The sequence below is a fragment of the Spiribacter aquaticus genome, assembly GCF_007625215.1.
Lineage (GTDB): Bacteria > Pseudomonadota > Gammaproteobacteria > Nitrococcales > Nitrococcaceae > Spiribacter > Spiribacter roseus.
The window spans coordinates 73,618-90,717 of the sequence record NZ_VMKP01000004.1 but is presented as its reverse complement, the minus strand read 5'-3'; the positions used below and the strand labels follow the sequence as shown (position 1 = coordinate 90,717).

Below are 17,100 nucleotides of genomic sequence, written 5' to 3'. Positions count from 1 at the left end.
CCGGAATCGTTCCATCACTCGGAGCGCTCGGGGGGTGTCGCATGTTGTCGATAGGTTCGGGTACTGCCGTCATCTTCAACGAGCAGTGTTGAATACTCGTCCTGGTGCTCGCCCATTTCCATTCCCGGCGATCCCACTGGCATGCCCGGGACGGTCAGTCCGTTCGCCTCTGGCTGACTCGCCAGCAGAGAACGGATCTCACGGGCGTGGACATGGCCCTCGATGAAATAGCCATCAACCATGGCGGTATGGCATGAGGCTTGCGCCGGAGTGATGTCCAGGTCGACCTTGATGGCGTTTAACTGGCGATGGCTGACGTCGTGGACGGTTACCTCGAACCCGTTGGCTTCAAGATGCTCGATCCAGGCCGAGCAGCAGCCGCAGGTTGGTGTCTTGGCGACCTTGATGATGGAGTCGGTGGCCATGGCGACGGGGCTGAGCGCGACGACCCCAAGGGCAACAGCCAGATGAGAGAGCGATCGGGAACTGAACATCGAATGGCCTCCATTGCTTTACGCCTCCGAGTATAACCAATGTGGGTTCATCGCGCATTACCGGGATTGGCGTATTGACAGGGTGTGATCACTGCTGCCATGTTTGCGCTAACATCAGGTCCGAGAGCCTGAGGTCGCAGCATCACGGCAACGCACCGTGATCGTGGACAATGCGTAATGCGCCGGTCCGGATCGGACGGTTGTTAGCGCTAACATTGCGACCTGATAAAAAAATGCAAAAAGCATGAAAGACAAATGGAGGAGATCACTATGGGCGCTGAATCGTCCACGCCCCGCCCGTCCCGACGGCCATTCGGCCGCCTTGGAGCGACTGCACGTCGCATCGCCCATTTTCTGGGGCCCTGGGCGCTGATTCTCGCGCTCTGGTATGGCGTTCGCTACTCCGGCTTTTTCGAGGCCTCACTGATTCCGACGCCGGTGCAGGTCGCCACGCGGCTCTGGGACATGCTGATCGGGGGCGATCTGGCACTGGACATGTACATGTCGACCCAGCGCGTTTTTCTTGGAGTGATGCTTGGCACCGCCTGTGCCGTGCCTGTCGGTTTCCTGCTGGGCTGGTACAAGGGCCTGCGGTCGTTCATGGACCCGTTGATCAATTTTTTCCGTGCCCTCCCACCGATCGCGCTGATCCCTCTGGTCATCGTTTACTTCGGGATCGGTGAATCCGCCAAAGTGATCATCCTGTTCTACGCGGCGTTCTTTGCCAGCGTCATCGTGATGTACGAGGGGATCAGTCAGATTTCACCGCTGTATATCCGGGTCGCCCAGACCCTCGGGGCGAGTGATTTCGAAATATTCCGCAAGGTGATTATTCCCCTGGCCGTGCCGCATGCCCTGACAGCACTCCGCGTGGCGCTGGGTGTGGCGTGGGCAACCCTGGTGGCCGCCGAGCTGGTCGCCGCTCAGCAGGGACTTGGTGCGGTGATCCAGGATGCGTCCGCGTATTTCCAGCTCGACACCATCTACATGGGGATCATCTGCATCGGGTTTATCGCGCTGGCCATGGACGTCGCCCTGCGGCGACTCACCCGCCGTGCGCTTGTCTGGCAGGAACGCAATGACTGAGGGGGCCGGAATGAGTCAGTACAACGAAAGAATCCGTTTCGAGAACGTCGGCAAGGTATTCGACACCGACAATGGCTCGATCCAGGTTGCCGAGGATGTCTCCTTTGGTGTCGGGGATGGCGAGTTCGTCTCGCTGGTCGGACCATCAGGCTGCGGGAAAACCACCATGCTCAACATGGTAGCGGGGTTCATGCAGCCAACCACCGGCTCGGTTCTGCTGGACGGTCAGCCCATTCAGGGGCCCGGTTCGGAACGCGGCATGATGTTCCAGGACTATGGCGTTTTTCCATGGCTGAGTGTCGAGGACAACATTGCCTTCGGTCTGCGCCTTCGCGCCAATCGCGTCACCGATGCCCGGCGCAGGGAGATCGTCGACCATTTCATTGAGCTCATGGGGCTCAGCGAATTCCGCCGGGCCTATCCGAAGACACTTTCCGGGGGGATGCGTCAGCGACTTGCCCTGGCGCGTTCCTATGCGGTCAACCCAGAGTTCCTTTTGATGGATGAGCCGTTCGGCGCGCTCGATGCCCAGACCCGGACCGCAATGCAGGACCTGCTGCTGAATGTGATGGGCGAGGTCCGCAAGACCGTGATGCTCATCACCCATTCGGTGGAGGAGGCGCTGTATCTGTCCTCCCGGATCCTTGTCATCAGCGCACGCCCGTCGCGCATCCGCCGCATCATCGAGGTGCCGTTCGGGTTTCCACGCACGGCCGAGCTGCGCGACTCCGCCGCCTTTGCTGATCTGCGAAGCGAGGTCCGCGAACTGGTGATGCAGGAGTACGCCGCGCAGGAAAGTCAGGCGCGGCAGAAACAAACAACAGGACAGGCGTAGAAAACGCCTCATTACCGCAAGAGGAGAGAGAAATGAGCTATTCCAGCAGTCGCAGAAACTTCATGAAGGGGATCGGCGCGGGTGCCGGTCTGTATGCCATGGGCGGCGTACCCAGCCTGTTTGCCCAGAGCGGGCAGACGGTACGGGTTGGCTACCTGCATACCCTGGCGGTGGACGGCCATATCTGGCTCGCCGACCACATGGGAACGTGGGCCGAACAGGGCCTGAACATGGAGTACATCCAGTTCACCACGGGGCTCGAACTGTTCCAGGCGCTGGTCGGTGGGAGCCTTGATGTGCTCGCGACCGGTGCAGTGATCTCAAACTTCCCAGCGCGCGGTCAGGGCGAGGCATTTCTGATCAACAACGTCGAGGAGGGGACCGCCCAGCTGTGGGCCGATCCCGAGTCGGGCATCAATGAGATCGCTGACCTCAAGGGCAAGCAGATCTCCACCACCACGGGTACCACCGCGCATGTGTTCCTGCATCGTGCCCTGGTTGAGGCGGGACTCGATCCCGACCGGGACGTTGAGCTGGTCAATCAGCGCATGAGCGACGCGGTCACCTCGTTCATCTCCGGCGCCGTGCCGGCGGTGGCGCTCTGGGTGCCCTTTAACGTGCAGGTGGCCGAGCAGCGGCCGTCGGCAAAAATGCTGGTGGACGCCTCGGCGTACTACCCCGAAGCCGCCATCGTGGGTGGCTGGGCCGCACGCGGTGACTTCTATCAGGAGAATCCCGAGGTCATCGACAAGATCATCCGCGGCTGGCTGCCGGCCAACGAGATGCTGGTCAATAACCCCGAAGAGGCACTCAGTATTCTCCAGGCCAACTACTACCCGAATGTCAGCCTCGACCAGTTGCAGGCCCAGTATCAGGCCCAGCGGGTGTTCTCACGCGACCAGTGGCTCACGCGGTATGAAGACGGCACCGTCACTGAATGGCTTGACCAGGTGACCGACTTCTTCGTCGAGCAGGGAGGCATCAGCAATCCCCGCCGCGCCAGCGAGTACTTCCATCCGCAGCACTACATCAACATCGCGGGTTGAGCACGCCCCGCCACCTCTCATCGGCAGGGGTGGCGGGTTCAATTTCGCGGTTTTTCAAGGAGAAAAAAATGGGCGCGAGCGTCAGTTTTATTGGTGTCGGAACCATGGGTGGGCCCATGGCCCGCAATCTTCTGCGGGCCGGCCATCGGGTCCGCGTATTCGATCTAGACTCGCGACTGGTTGCGGGTCTTGAAAAGGACGGCGCCGAAGTGGCTGCCAATGCGGCCGCTGCGGCCTCGGAGGCCGACTGTGTGATCACCATGCTGCCCCGGGGTGAGCATGTGGAGTCGGCACTTTTCGGTGACCAGGGTGCGGCGACCGCGATGCGGGAGGGTACTCTCTACATCGACATGAGCACCATTCTGCCGAGTCATTGCGAGCGGTTCGCACACCGGCTCCGGGCCGCTGGTGTCTGCGTTGTTGACGCTCCGGTTGGAAGGTCGTCGCAGCATGCCATCGACGGCAAACTGTTGATCATGGTCGGTGGCGAGGCAGGCGACGTCGACCGGGCCAGGGCGTTCCTCGAGCCTCTTGGCGACACCATTGTCCACTGCGGTCCGACAGGGGCCGGCCAGAAGATGAAGCTAGTCAACAACTACATGTCCATCGCCCTCAATGCGCTGACCGCCGAAGCTCTGGTCATGGCGGAAAGTGCGGGTCTCGATCCGGAACAGGCGCGCAGCGTAATGCTTGGCACGGTTGCCGGTCAGGGGCACATGGGAACGACCTATCCCGCCAAAGTCCTCAAGGGCGATCTGACGCCCGGTTTCATGGTTGATCTGGCGCACAAGGACATGGGCCTGGCACTGGCCATGGCCGGTGAGCTGGACGCACCCGCGTGGCTCGGTGCAGTCGCCCATCAGACCTACGGACTGGCGCGCCGGCACGGGCGCGGAGCCGAGGACTGGACGGCGGTGTATGCAGCGCTGCGCGAAACGGCGATGGGTGATGAGCGCTAGAAGCTTCCCTCATCACGGTAACGACGCGTGGGGCCGGTCAGTCAGCGCCTCCATCGGGCGTGGTCTCGCGCTCGATGATCTCGAACCCCAGATCGCTCAGGGCGGGTGGCGTCGTATCGCCCTGCAACCTCTCGAGGATCTTGTGTGCGGCCTGGCGGCCGATTTCATAGCGGTGAATGCGCACGGTGGTCAGCGCCGGGGCGACACTGGCGGCCAGCTCCACATCGTCAAAGCCCGCGATCGCCAGATCCGCCGGCACGCGGATGCCCTGACGCTGACACTCGAAAAGCGCGCCCAGGGCGAGGATATCGTTGCCGAAGAACACCGCATCGACATCCGGCCGGCTGGCCAGCAGGTCGCGAAGCCGACCCGCCCCGGCGGCAAACGAGAACTTACCTTCGTAGATCAGCGAGTCCGAGGCTTCCAGTCCCAGTGCCGTCACCGCCGCCCGGTAACCGGCAACGCGCTGGGCGGCACGGTCGTTGGCGAGCGTCGGGGCACCGACATAACCGATGCATCGTGCCCCTCGCGCCACGAGACGCTCGACCATCGCGTGACAGGCGTTGAAGTTGGAAAACCCGACAGCCATGTCAATCGGCCGACCGTCGACGTTCCAGGTCTCGACCACCGGGATCCGAGCCGCGCGGAGCAGGGTTTCTGCGGCCGGTTCGTGCTGCAGGCCGGTGACGACAATGCCGGCGGGGCGCTGAGCCAGGATGGCATTGATCAGCCGGGTCTCTTCGCCGAGGGAATAACCGGTTGCGCCCAGCAACAGCTGGTAGCCCTGGGCGCCAAGTTCGTCGGTCAACCCGTCGATGGTGTCGGCAAAGATCGAGTTGGTCACGGTGGGTACGAGGGCGCCGATGATACGGGTCTGGTTGGATGCCAGGCTGCCGGCGACCCGATTGGGCACATAGCCCGTGGTCTCGATTGCCGCGAGGACCCGCTCGCGGGTGGTGTCGGCGACTTTGTCGGGATGGTGAATGACCCGCGAGACGGTGATGGCCGATACGCCGGCCACCCGGGCGACATCCTCCATGCGAACGGGCGAGTGTTGGTCCATGACGCGGCGCTTCCCTGACAGCCCTTTTTTTGCCAGCGCGATGTTAGCGCTTTCAACCCTATACTTGGAAATCAACAGGAGTCCAGCTGATGTATACCTTTGGATCGTTCATTAACGGCGAGTGGCAGCCCGGCACCGGCGAGGTGTTTGAAACGGTTGACCCAAGTGCGCCCGGGACCTGCGTGGGTCGCTATTCTCCGACTTCTACCGCCGGGCTGCGCACCGCCATGGATGCCGCCCGCCGCGGGCAGGCCGAGTGGGCGGCGTTGCCGCCGGCCGAGCGGAGCCGTCGTGTCGTCGCACTGCTGGATGCCGTTGAGGCACGCACCGAGGACATTGCCCGTGCGGTCACGCTCGAGCAGGGAAAACCCATTGCCGAATCCCGTGGTGAAACCGGCAAGTCGCTGCGCGAGGCGCGGTTCATGGCCGGCGAGGCGATCCGCGGCCATAGCGCGGTCATGCCCGCGCAGAAGCCCGATTGCCGCAACATGGTGCTGCGTCGGCCGCGCGGCGTCATCGCCGCCATCACCCCCTGGAACTTCCCGATCCTCACGCCCATGCGCAAGATCGCGCCGGCGCTTGCCCACGGCAATGCCATTATTCTCAAGCCCTCTGAGCTGACGCCCGCACCGGCCTGTCTGATCGCCGAGGCGGCGGAGGAATTTCTGCCCGCCGGGGCGCTGCAGATCGTCCATGGCGGCGGCGAGGTAGGCGCGGCGCTGGTCAGCGATGCCGCGGTGGATGGCGTGACGTTTACCGGATCCGTGGAAACCGGCCGCAGGATCTATGCCGCAGCCGCGCAGAATCTTGCCGAACTGTCGCTCGAGCTGGGCGGCAAAAACGCGGTCGTCATCAATGACACTGACGATCTCGAGCGCTGCCTCGACCAGGTTTTTGGCGCGGCTTGCCAATGCGCCGGGCAGCGCTGCACTGCCATCAGTCGTGTGATCGTCGCCGACGCCCTGCATGACGCGGTGATCGATGGCCTCAGGGCGCGCGCGAAGGCCCAGGTGGTCGGTGCGGGGATCGATCCGGCGACGACGCTGGGCCCGCTCATCAATCAGGATCAGTTCCAACGGGTCAGCGGCTTTGTCGAGCGCGCCGTCGAGGCGGGTGCCCACGTAGTGGCCGGTGGCAGGGCGATCCAGGTTGACAGTGCCCCCGATGGTTTTTTCTACCCGGCGACCGTCCTGCGCGACGTGGAACCGTCCATGGAGATCGCCCGCGAAGAAGTCTTCGGCCCGGTCATCAGCGTCATGCGTTATACGGAATTCGATACGGCCATGCGCTTGCTCAATGATGTCGACTTCGGGCTGACCTCGTCGCTTTTCTCCAACGATTCGGCGCTGATCCAGCGGTTTCTCGACGAAAGCCAGAACGGCATGCTGCACGTCAATCACGGCACGATCCCTGATGATCACATGCCGTTTGGCGGCATTCGCCACTCAGGCGTGGGCGCTTACTCGGTGGGTCCGTCGGCGGTCAACTTCTACACCACCGAGCATTCGGCGTACCTGCAGTCGCCCGGCGGCATCTGATGGGCATGCAGGCGCTGACCACAGGGCGGATCGAGCAGGTGGCCCTGCATGTCCTGCGGGCGCCCATTGAAGAACCCGTGCGGACCTCATTCGGGACCATGACCGATCGGCCTAGTGTACTGGTTGGGGTGACCGATCACGAGGGGGCCTCCGGCTGGGGCGAAATCTGGTGCAACTACCCGGTCTGCGGGGCCGAGCACCGGGCCCGTCTGGCCGCCGAAGTGGTCGCGCCGCAGCTGGTCGGCCGATCCTTCGATGATCCGTCCGCCGCACAGCGGTTTCTGGTGCAGGCGACCCGTGTACTCGCGCTGCAAACGCGTGAGTTCGGGCCGCTTGATCAGGTCCTGGCCGGTGTTGATATCGCGCTCTGGGATCTGGCCGCTCGCCGTCAGGGCCGCCCGCTTGGCGAGGTCCTCGCCGGTGGACCGGTCGCCTCCCGGATACCGGTCTATGCCAGCGGCATCAATCCGCACGGCGCGGTCACCACCCTGCAGCGGGCCCGGGCGTCGGGCTTTGATGCCTTCAAGGTCAAGATCGGGTTTGAGGCCGGTCAGGACCGACGCACGATCGCGGCGCTGCTCGCCGAGCGCGGCGATCAGGAACATCTGATGGCCGATGCCAATCAGGCCTGGTCACTTCCGGAAGCCCGGGCGATGGTGGCCGATCTGCGGGGCAGCGGTCTTGAATGGCTTGAGGAGCCCATGCCGGTGGACACGCCGGTGGCTGACTGGCGGGCGCTGGCCGCGTGCTCCGCCATCCCGCTGGCCGGTGGCGAAAATCTGGCCTCGGTCGCGGGGTTCGACGCGGCGGCGGAAGCCGGATTGCTATCGGTGATCCAACCGGATCTGGCCAAGTGGGGCGGGTTCAGTGCGTGCTTGCCCATCGCCCGGCGGGTGCTTGAGGCCGGACGGCGTTACTGCCCGCACTATCTGGGCGGTGGCATTGGCCTGATCGCATCGGCGCATGCCCTGGCAGCCGTGGGCGGAGACGGCCGGCTTGAGGTTGATTGCAACCCCAACCCGCTGCGCGAGCAGCTGGCGACACCCTTCCCGGGTATTGCCAACGGCGCCATGGAACTGCCATCGGGCCCCGGTCTTGGAGTGGTGCCCGATGGGGCGGCGTTGCGTGACTGGGAGACGCTATGCCTGACCGCCTGATCCGACTGCTGCCCTTCATCGGCGCCTGGCCCGGCCTCGGACGCCGACAGATGCTTGCCGACCTGCGCGCCGGGCTGACCGGTGCGATCATTGTCCTGCCCCAGGGGGTGGCGTATGCCCTCATCGCCGGCCTTCCAGCCCAGTACGGGCTTTATACCGCGATCATCCCGCCGGTCATTGCCGGGCTGTTCGGCTCATCGCATCACCTCGTGTCAGGGCCGACTGCGGCGATCTCCATTGTGGTGTTCAGCGTGGTCAGTGGCATCGTCCCGCCCGAGCATCCGGCGTTTCTCTCATACGTGCTGACGTTGACCTTCATGGTCGGTGTGATCCAGCTGATGCTGGGGATCGCCCGGGTGGGAACGCTGGTCAACTTCATCCCGCACACGGTGGTGGTGGGGTTTACCGCCGGAGCGGCCGTGGTGATTGCGGTCAGTCAGGTCCATCACTTTCTGGGCATCCGCCTGGAGGCTGGCTATGGACTGGTCGATCGCCTGCGGGCGATCAGTGGCGCGCTGCCGGCGACCGAGCCGCAGGCCGTGATCATCGGTGGTGTCACGCTTGCCACGGCGCTGCTGGTTCGCGCCTATCGCCCGCGCTGGCCGGTCCTGCTCAGCGCCATGGCGGTGGGTACGGGGGTCGGTGCGCTCTCAGGCGGCGCCGCCGCGGGCGTGCAGATGGTTGGTGCGACCCCCGGGGCGCTGCCACCCCCGTCGTTCGATCTCATCGCCTTCGAGCGCATGCCTGAGCTGGCATCCGGCGCGTTGGCCGTCGCCATGATTGCACTGATCGAGGCGGTGGCGATTGCCAAGGCCGTGGGTATGCGGTCGCACCAGCGCATCGACGGGAGTCAGGAGTTCATCGGCCAGGGCCTCTCCAATCTCCTCGGCAGTCTGTTCTCGTGCTATGCGGCTTCGGGGTCGTTCACTCGTACCGGCGCCAACTACGACGCCGGCGCGAGAACACCGATTGCCGGTATTTTTGCAGCCGGGTTCGTGCTGGCGGTGATTGTCTGGTTCCCGGATGTCACCGGGTATCTGCCCATGCCGGCGATGGCCGCGGTGGTGTTCGTGATTGCGTGGAACCTGATCGACTGGCATCGCCTGCGCGACATCGTCCGGGCGAGCCGCGAGGAGACCACGATTCTTGCGGTGACGGTGCTCGCCACATTGTTCCTGGGACTCGAGTTTGCCATTTACGTGGGCGTTTTCCTGTCTCTGCTCCTGTTTCTCAAGCACAGCGCCCGACCCCGCCTGGTCAGCGTCGTGCCCATGACCGATCGGCCCGGGCGACCGCTGCGGAACGCCCACAAACGCGGACTGGCGGAGTGCCCGCAAGTGCTGATCCTGCGGGTTGATGGTCCGCTGTTCTTCGGATCGCTGGACCACGTGCGCGAGGGCCTGTGGGCGGCCTGCGACCGCGGCTATTCTCATGTCATCATTGAAGGCAGCGCGATCGAGCGGGTCGATCTGGCCGCCGCCGAAATGCTGGCCCAGGAAACCGAGCGCATGCGCGATCGCGGGGGTGGGCTATGGCTTTGCGGGTTCAAGGACGACGCCCTCCGGTTGTTACGCCATCCGGTGCTGAGCAGCCGGATTGGCGAGCAGAACCTGTTCAGTCGGGCCGGAGATGCCATTGCCGCGGTATTTGAGACTGCGCCGCTGTGTGATGCCTGCCAGCGCGAGGGCGCCGACGTCTGCCGGCTGCTGCGCTGACGCCCATCCGGCGGGCCGCGGCGTGAATTCATCGGCTTCCGCGATGTCGTATGGGATACTCAGCCATTGCCTTCACCGGCGGGACGACAAGGGAAGCCATGAAAGCCTTTTCACTGAGCATTGCTACTTCTATCGGTCTGGGGCTGGCGGCAGTGGCCAGTGCCCAGACCAGTGACTCGGGCTTTGCCCCGGATGATCCGGATCTGGCCGTCGCGACATTCGCGGGCGGGTGCTTCTGGTGCGTTGAGGCGTACTACGAGAAGAACGTGCCCGGCGTGGTCGAGGCCGTTTCCGGCTACAGCGGCGGCGAGGTGCAGGATCCCACCTACGAGGAAGTCTCCGGCGGCCGTACGGATCACACCGAGGCGGTGCAGGTTTACTACGACCCCACCAGAATCACCTACGAAGGTCTGCTCGAAGGCCTGTGGCGGACGGCGGACCCGACCGACATCAATGGCCAGTACGTTGATCGTGGCAAGCAGTATCGCCCGGCGATCTTTTACCATGATGAGGCCCAGAAACGCGCCGCCGAGGCGTCAATTGAGGCGCTCGAGGCCTCCGGCCGCTATGACGAGCCGGTCAGAATCGAAGTAGTCCCGTTTGACGCGTTCTACGAGGCCGAGGCCCGTCATCAGGACTACTACAAGGAAAAGCCGGTGCGCTACCGGCTCTATACATTCAATTCCGGGCGTTATCAGTTCATCGAAGAGATCTGGGGCGATGATCAGTCAGTGGATTTCTCCGAGTATGAGCCGCAGCGCCAGTCAGGTTCTCCATCGGTGGAAGCGTTCGATCCGGCGACCTTCGAAAAGCCCCCTGAAGCGCTCCTGCAGTCGCGTCTGACCGATGAGCAGTATTACGTGACCCAGGAAGACGGCACTGAGCCCGCCTATGACAATCCGTATTACGACGAGAAGCGCCCCGGCATCTATGTGGATGTGGTCTCGGGCGAGCCGCTTTTCTCGTCGCGTGACAAGTACCGCTCTGACACCGGCTGGCCGAGCTTTACGCAACCCATCCGCGAGGACGCGGTGGTTGAACGCGAGGACAACAGCCTGTTCATGACAAGGACTGAGATCCGCAGTCAGCATGCCGATTCGCATCTGGGCCATGTCTTTACCGACGGCCCGGAACCAACGGGTCTGCGCTACTGCATGAACTCCGCCGCGCTTGAGTTCATCCCGCTGGAGGAGATGGAAGCGGCGGGCTATGGCTCACTGATCAGCGAAGTTGAATAGGACGTAATCAATGACCGCACCGACGCTTATAATGGGTGCCCGCGGCGGGATCGGCGAAGCACTCGCCCGCCGCCTGGCCGCCGCGGGTCAGCCGCTCGTGCTCTCGGCGCGTGATCCGCAGACCATCCTGCCGCTGGCGCAGGCCCTCGGGGCCGACGTGGTCGCCTGCGATGTGCTGGATACCGATTCGATCAAGGCGGCGGTCCAAAGCGCGCAGTCCGATGAAGGGCTTGCCGGACTGGCTTACTGTGTCGGCAATATCGTCCTCAAGCCCCTCAAGAACCTGACCGAGAAAGACCTGCTTGACTGCTACCGGCTGAACACCGTGGGAGCGGCAATCGCGGTGCAGGCCGCCGCACCGGCACTGCAGAAGGCGCGGGGCAGCGTCGTGATGTTCTCGACGGTGGCGGCCGGACAGGGCTTTGGCAACCATGCCGTGATTGCCGCGGCTAAAGGCGGCGTCGAGGCCCTGGCCCGGTCGCTGGCGGCCGATCTGGCGCCCTCGGTCCGGGTGAACTGCATTGCGCCCAGCATCAGCCAGACTGAAATCGCCGATTCGCTGCTGTCCAACGAGAAGATGGCCGAGGCGCTCGCGGCCAGTCATCCGCTCAAACGCGTCGGCGTCGCCGACGACTCCGCCGCGATGGCGGCATTCCTGCTGGGCACCGACGCCAGCTGGATCACCGGTCAGGTGTTCCCGGTCGATGGCGGTCGGGGCGCGTTGCGTGCCAGGGGGCAGTAGCATCATGCGCATCGGCCCCGGCGGCGATCCGATTACTGACGCAGGTATTTGATAAGCGCGAGGATCAAAAGCACCAGAACGACGATGATCAGAAGACTGATGACGATGGGGATGATCATCATTCCCGTCATCATTCCCGGTCCAGGGCCATGCATGACGCCCGACCCGTAACTGGACTGTGCAAGCGCGCTGCCGCTCCAGCTACCCAATAACATCATGAAAATGATGATCCATTGCTTCATTGCGGTTTACTCCTGAGACCGGTGACCTTGTAGGATTCACTCGAGCCAAGCATGAGAGCGTAGACCCGGATGATCAATGGGCCTGAGATCAGCCATCCGATGGATGCGCTCCGTCGTCTATTTGATGCGGGTGTGGCTGCCGCGCATCCAGCCCGCGTGGTTGCGCCGCATTTTCCGCCGATCAGTAAAGACGGGCGGACCCGGGTCATCGGTGCGGGGAAGGCCGCCGCGGCAATGGCGCAGGCGCTGGAGAAGGCGTGGCCACCGGACGTGCCGGCGCCGCAAGGACTGGTTGTCACCCGTTATGGCCATGGGGCGATGCTCGAGAGCATCGAGTGCATCGAGGCATCCCATCCGCTACCGGATGCAGCCGGCCGTGAGGCCGCTCAACGGATGGTCGACATCGCCCATGAATTGGGGGAGGGGGATCAGCTGCTGTGTCTGCTCTCCGGCGGCGGCTCTGCGCTGCTCACCTTGCCGGCCGACGGTCTGACAATGGCGGATCAGCAGGCAGTATCGTCAGCGCTCCTCAGGTCGGGTGCTGACATCGCCGATATCAACTGCGTCAGGAAGCATCTGTCGGCCGTCAAAGGCGGGCAACTCGCCGTCGCGGCCTGGCCCGCCCGCGTGACCACCCTGATGATCTCGGATGTCGCCGGCGATGATCCGGCGACGATTGCCTCGGGTCCGACGGTCGCAGATCCGACCACTTTCGGCGATGCACGAGCGATTCTGGATCGATTTGGCATCGATCCACCCACGGCCGTGCGCCATCACCTTGAGTCATCCGGGCAGGAAACGCCCAAACCCGGTGATCCGCGGCTCGATGCTGTGGAGAACATCATTGTGGCCCGCTCGCAGACATCACTGGAGGCCATGGCGGAATACGCTCGCTCGCAGGGCATCAGGCCCATCATTCTGGGCGATGCCATCGAAGGCGAGGCGCGTGAGGTGGGTCGCGTCATGGCCGGCATTGCCCGACAGGTCGCCCGTCATCATCAACCCGCCGCGCCGCCCTGTGTGCTGCTGTCCGGCGGCGAGACCTCGGTGACCGTGCGGGGTGAAGGGCGGGGCGGCCGCAATCTCGAGTTCCTGCTCGGGCTTGCCATTGCCCTTGAGGGAGCCGAAACGGTCCATGCCCTGGCCGGCGACAGTGACGGCATTGATGGCAGCGAGGACAATGCCGGGGCGATGGTCACCCCGGATACGCTCGCCCGCGCGCGTCGGATGGGCGTCAACCCCCGGGATCGGCTCGCCAACAATGATGCCTACGGCTTTTTTGCCGCCCTGGGCGATCTGGTGATGACCGGTCCCACCCTCACCAATGTCAATGATCTGCGCGCTATTCTTATTGCTGAGCCTCGTGCTCAGGCGGGGAGCCAATAGCCGACCAGCATCGCGCCCATTGCCCCCATGAACAGGGTCTGCAGCACGATCACCGTGATCGGGCGCCAGCCAAGCTTGAGCATTTCGCCGATCTGGCTCTGGATGCCGAGCGCCGCCACGGCGGTAATGAGGCAGGCGGTGGAAGTGGTCGCCAGCACCGCCATCAAGGGCGCTGGCAGCCAACCCAGACTATTGATGCCCACGAGGGCGAGGAACCCCAGCAGAAACCCGGGAATCGGTGGGGCGGGGCGCTTGTGCGGCTGCCCGGGAAGATGACGGTTACCGCGCTCGCGCAACACCAGCGCCAGTCCCAGCACCAGCGGCAGCAGCAGCGCCACTCTCAGCAGCTTGATGATGGTCGCCGTCTCGCCCGAGGTCTCAGAGACACTGAAACCCGCACCGACAACTTGGGCCACATCATGGATCGTGGCCCCTAGAAACACGCCCGCCTGGGCGTCGTCCATGCCCAGTTGCGCCGCGAGGATGGGATAGATCACCAGCGCGACGGTACTCAGGGTGCTGACGCTGACCACCACCAGAACCGTGTCGAGGTGCAGTCGCTCATCCCGCGGCAGGGTCGAGGCGATCGCGAGGGCCGCCGAGGCCCCACAGATACTCACGGCTCCGGCGGATAGCACAGCGAAACGCCCGCCCATTCCCAGTGCGCGCGCCACCCCAAAACCGACAAGCAGGGTGGCGGCGACCGTCGCCAGCGTGATCAGCACCGGGGTCAGACCCAGTGCAGTGAGATCGGTTAGCGTCAGGCGGGCGCCGAGCAGCGCCACGCCCACCCGCAGAATCGTTCGGGTGCTCAGGCGGATGCCAGGCGCCACACGCTCGCGCTCGCGCAGAAACCCCAGCGCCATCCCCAGCAGCAGGGCAAACAACATCACCGGCGCGCCGTAGTGGCTGGCGAGGAACAGCGCCACCATGGCCACCGCCAGACTGATCCCGACACCGGGCGCGGCACGGCGACCCACTGCGAGGCGATGGCGGGCGGCTTCGGCAAGCCCCGTCATAGTGGGTGTCGGGTGACGTTCATGGGGGCGCAGCATAGCGGAGTCGGTGTGTATCATCGACCGGCATGACGATCGGGATCGCGGATCTCACCCTCTACGCCGGGGCGCTGCTGGTGTTGTTTCTGACACCGGGGCCGGTGTGGCTGGCGCTACTGGCGCGTACGCTCTCGGGCGGATTCGCGGCTGCGCTGCCATTGGCCCTTGGCGTGGTGGTGGGGGATCTGCTTTGGCCGTTGGCGGCCATCCATGGCCTGAGTTGGGTTGTGTCGGCCCATGATGAAACGCTGGTGATACTGCGCTGGGTCGCGGCGCTTTTATTCGCCGCGATGGGCATGCAGCTGATCCGGCACGCGGACCGGGCCATTCAGGCCGATGGCCGACTGACGCGTCCGGGTTTCTGGCCAGGCTTCAGTGCGGGGCTGGCGGCGATCCTGGGGAACCCCAAGGCGGTGCTGTTCTATCTGGGGCTGCTGCCGGGTTTTTTCGATCTTGGCACGGTAACGGCACTGGACATCAGTGTGATCGTGGTCACATCGATGGTGATTCCGTTTCTCGGCAACATGATCTTCGCGGTCGGCATCGACCGGTTGCGACGCCTGATCCAGTCGCCCGCGGCGTTGAGGCGGGTCAACCAGGTGGCGGGGCTTTTGTTGATTGCGGTGGGACTGGTCATCGGGCTGCCTTCGCTGTATGAATGACGATTCCCCTCACACAACCCAGCGGAGCAGAGACCAGCATGAGCGAGGATCCCACCGCCGGCCTTTCACAGCTTGGCAGTCAGTCGCCCATTCCAACGAACCCCGAGGAGGCGGTACTCGAGCGGGTGCCGAACCCGCAGTCCGACGTGCACTACCTGGCGCGGTTCACCGCCCCGGAGTTCACGTCGTTGTGCCCAATGACGGGGCAACCGGATTTCGCGCACCTGGTGATCGACTATGTCCCCGGGCAATGGTTAATCGAGAGCAAATCCCTCAAGCTGTTTCTTTTTGCCTTTCGTAACCACGGCGCCTTCCACGAAGACTGCACGGTCACCATTGCCCGGCGGCTCGCGGATCTTCTCGAACCGGTCTGGCTGCGGATTGGTGGTTATTGGTACCCGCGGGGCGGTATGCCGATCGATGTGTTCTATCAGACCGGGCAACCGCCGGTTGATGTCTGGATCCCCGAGCAGGGTGTCGCAGGCTACCGCGGTCGTGGTTAGCAGGGAGGTTCCGAGCGATGGATCATGAAAAGCTCGATCGCATCGTCGGCGATGCCAACCGGGCGGCCGATGCGCGCAGGCGGGGGTATCGGGAAAAGGCTCTCAAGCTCTTCCCGTGGGTGTGCGGCCGCTGCACGCGCGAGTTTACGCGGGCCAATGTCCACGAGCTCACGGTCCATCACCGCGATCATGACCATCACAACAACCCGGATGACGGCAGCAACTGGGAGCTGTTGTGCATCTACTGCCACGACAATGAGCATCAGCGTGCCCTCGAGGCGCATCACGCGCCGGGCGAGTCGGATCAGGGTTCGCCCCCGGGCACCCATTCGCCATTCGCCGATCTGAGGTCAATGTTGGATAAATGATGGATTCAACGCCGCGTATCTACTTCTACAGCGCCCAGAAATATGATCAGGCCTTTTTCGAGGCGGCCAACACCGCCCACGGCTTTGATCTGGCCTTTACCGACGCACCGCTGAATGCCGACACGGCAAGGCTCGCCGACGGCGCCGAGGTGATCTGTGCCTTCGTCAATGACACGCTGGATGCGGCCTGTCTGCGGGCGCTCGCCGACGCCGGCGTGCGCACGGTGGCGCTGCGCTGTGCGGGTTTCAATCACGTCGATCTGCCCGAGGCCAAGCGCCTGGGGCTCGCGGTGGTCTCGGTGCCGGCCTACTCCCCGGAGGCGGTCGCTGAGCATACCCTTGCGCTGATCCTCACGCTCAACCGGAACACGCATCGGGCCTATGCCCGGGTGCGCGAGGGCGACTTCAACCTCAAGGGGCTGCTGGGTTTTAACCTCAACGGCCGCACCGTCGGGCTGATTGGCACGGGCCGCATCGGCGTGGCCACCGCTCGCGTGCTGTCGGGTCTGGGGGTGGCGCTGTTGGGTTACGATGTCTATGAAAACCCGGCGTTCAAGGCGCTGGGTGGACAGTATGTGGCGCTGGACGACCTGTATGCCCGGGCCGACATCATCAGCCTCCACTGTCCGCTGACCGAGTCCAACCACTACATGATCAACGCCGAATCAATCGCGCGCATGCGCGATGGTGTGATGCTGGTGAATACCAGCCGCGGCGGGCTGGTCGATACCGAGGCGGTCATCGCCGCGCTCAAGTCAAAGAAGGTCGGCCACCTGGCCCTGGATGTCTACGAGCAGGAAAGTGACGTCTTCTTTCGCGATCTGTCTGACGAGATCCTCGCCGACGACACGCTCTCGCGCCTGCTGACGTTCCCCAATGTGCTCATCACCGGCCATCAGGGGTTCTTCACCCAAGAGGCGATGACCCAGATCGCCGAGGTGACGCTCCAGAACGTCGCCGCCGTCTCCCGCGACGAGGCCTGCGACAACGAACTGACCCGACGCTTGTGAG

The 17,100-nt window shown here is 64.0% G+C and carries 18 protein-coding genes; 14 read left to right on the top strand and 4 right to left on the bottom strand.

Features of this window, described 5'->3' with window-relative positions; genetic code table 11:
• Positions 1–14 precede the first annotated feature (14 nt).
• Positions 15–494, bottom strand: a complete 480-nt coding sequence (locus tag FPL11_RS09265) for a DUF411 domain-containing protein (RefSeq protein ID WP_144348352.1) — start codon at positions 492–494, stop codon at positions 15–17.
• A gap of 270 nt (positions 495–764) precedes the next feature.
• Between FPL11_RS09265 and FPL11_RS09260 the strand changes: the two genes are divergently transcribed.
• The 4 genes from FPL11_RS09260 to yihU all read left to right on the top strand — a co-directional run bounded on the left by FPL11_RS09260 (position 765) and on the right by yihU (position 4,420).
• Complete coding sequence (locus FPL11_RS09260; protein ID WP_144348351.1) at positions 765–1,580, top strand: ABC transporter permease; 816 nt, start codon at positions 765–767, stop codon at positions 1,578–1,580.
• Between the two features lie 10 nt (positions 1,581–1,590).
• A complete protein-coding gene (locus FPL11_RS09255) occupies positions 1,591–2,415 on the top strand; it encodes an ABC transporter ATP-binding protein (protein ID WP_144348350.1) in 825 nt (274 codons plus the stop codon).
• A 32-nt stretch (positions 2,416–2,447) separates the two neighbouring features.
• Positions 2,448–3,461 (top strand): ABC transporter substrate-binding protein, encoded by a 1,014-nt coding sequence (locus FPL11_RS09250; RefSeq protein ID WP_144348349.1) that lies wholly within the window; start codon positions 2,448–2,450, stop codon positions 3,459–3,461.
• A gap of 68 nt (positions 3,462–3,529) precedes the next feature.
• On the top strand, positions 3,530–4,420 hold the full coding sequence (gene yihU, locus FPL11_RS09245; protein WP_144348348.1) for a sulfolactaldehyde 3-reductase: 891 nt from the start codon (positions 3,530–3,532) through the stop codon (positions 4,418–4,420).
• Positions 4,421–4,457: 37 nt separating this feature from the next.
• Here yihU and FPL11_RS09240 read toward each other — a convergent pair whose 3' ends face one another.
• Positions 4,458–5,483: a LacI family DNA-binding transcriptional regulator gene (locus tag FPL11_RS09240; RefSeq protein ID WP_144348347.1), complete on the bottom strand. Its 1,026-nt coding sequence runs from the start codon at positions 5,481–5,483 to the stop codon at positions 4,458–4,460.
• Positions 5,484–5,572: 89 nt separating this feature from the next.
• Here FPL11_RS09240 and FPL11_RS09235 point away from each other — a divergent pair, with 89 nt between their 5' ends.
• From FPL11_RS09235 to FPL11_RS09215, 5 genes are all read left to right on the top strand, one after another.
• The gene (locus FPL11_RS09235) at positions 5,573–7,021 is read left to right on the top strand and encodes an aldehyde dehydrogenase family protein (RefSeq protein WP_144348346.1); all 1,449 of its coding nucleotides are present in this window, start codon (positions 5,573–5,575) and stop codon (positions 7,019–7,021) included.
• A complete protein-coding gene (locus FPL11_RS09230; RefSeq protein ID WP_198515266.1) occupies positions 7,021–8,178 on the top strand; it encodes a mandelate racemase/muconate lactonizing enzyme family protein in 1,158 nt (385 codons plus the stop codon). Before FPL11_RS09235 ends, FPL11_RS09230 begins: the two co-directional genes overlap by 1 nt.
• On the top strand, positions 8,163–9,893 hold the full coding sequence (locus FPL11_RS09225; RefSeq protein WP_144348345.1) for a SulP family inorganic anion transporter: 1,731 nt from the start codon (positions 8,163–8,165) through the stop codon (positions 9,891–9,893). Before FPL11_RS09230 ends, FPL11_RS09225 begins: the two co-directional genes overlap by 16 nt.
• A gap of 98 nt (positions 9,894–9,991) precedes the next feature.
• Positions 9,992–11,131 (top strand): peptide-methionine (R)-S-oxide reductase MsrB, encoded by a 1,140-nt coding sequence (gene msrB / locus FPL11_RS10290; RefSeq protein ID WP_144348344.1) that lies wholly within the window; start codon positions 9,992–9,994, stop codon positions 11,129–11,131.
• A gap of 10 nt (positions 11,132–11,141) precedes the next feature.
• Positions 11,142–11,873 (top strand): SDR family NAD(P)-dependent oxidoreductase, encoded by a 732-nt coding sequence (locus FPL11_RS09215; RefSeq protein WP_144348343.1) that lies wholly within the window; start codon positions 11,142–11,144, stop codon positions 11,871–11,873.
• Positions 11,874–11,905: 32 nt separating this feature from the next.
• Here FPL11_RS09215 and FPL11_RS09210 read toward each other — a convergent pair whose 3' ends face one another.
• Positions 11,906–12,115, bottom strand: a complete 210-nt coding sequence (locus FPL11_RS09210; RefSeq protein ID WP_198515265.1) for a hypothetical protein — start codon at positions 12,113–12,115, stop codon at positions 11,906–11,908.
• A gap of 99 nt (positions 12,116–12,214) precedes the next feature.
• On the opposite strand from FPL11_RS09210, the gene FPL11_RS09205 reads away from it, so the two are divergent.
• Positions 12,215–13,501 (top strand): glycerate kinase type-2 family protein, encoded by a 1,287-nt coding sequence (locus tag FPL11_RS09205; protein ID WP_144348342.1) that lies wholly within the window; start codon positions 12,215–12,217, stop codon positions 13,499–13,501.
• Here the strand turns inward: FPL11_RS09205 and FPL11_RS09200 are convergent.
• Positions 13,483–14,556 carry a YeiH family protein gene (locus tag FPL11_RS09200; RefSeq protein WP_200833593.1) on the bottom strand — a complete coding sequence of 358 codons (1,074 nt, stop codon included), beginning with the start codon at positions 14,554–14,556 and terminating at the stop codon, positions 13,483–13,485. The two genes, FPL11_RS09205 and FPL11_RS09200, sit on opposite strands and share 19 nt — an antisense overlap.
• 29 nt (positions 14,557–14,585) lie before the next feature.
• On the opposite strand from FPL11_RS09200, the gene FPL11_RS09195 reads away from it, so the two are divergent.
• Genes FPL11_RS09195 through FPL11_RS09180 form a run of 4 tightly spaced genes read left to right on the top strand, consistent with a single transcriptional unit; the run spans position 14,586 to position 17,099 of the window.
• Positions 14,586–15,218, top strand: a complete 633-nt coding sequence (locus FPL11_RS09195; protein WP_144348341.1) for a LysE family translocator — start codon at positions 14,586–14,588, stop codon at positions 15,216–15,218.
• A gap of 38 nt (positions 15,219–15,256) precedes the next feature.
• A complete protein-coding gene (gene queF / locus FPL11_RS09190; protein ID WP_144348340.1) occupies positions 15,257–15,721 on the top strand; it encodes a preQ(1) synthase in 465 nt (154 codons plus the stop codon).
• Between the two features lie 17 nt (positions 15,722–15,738).
• Complete coding sequence (locus FPL11_RS09185) at positions 15,739–16,089, top strand: YajD family HNH nuclease (RefSeq protein ID WP_110882699.1); 351 nt, start codon at positions 15,739–15,741, stop codon at positions 16,087–16,089.
• A complete protein-coding gene (locus FPL11_RS09180; RefSeq protein ID WP_200833592.1) occupies positions 16,086–17,099 on the top strand; it encodes a 2-hydroxyacid dehydrogenase in 1,014 nt (337 codons plus the stop codon). Before FPL11_RS09185 ends, FPL11_RS09180 begins: the two co-directional genes overlap by 4 nt.
• Position 17,100 lies beyond the last annotated feature (1 nt).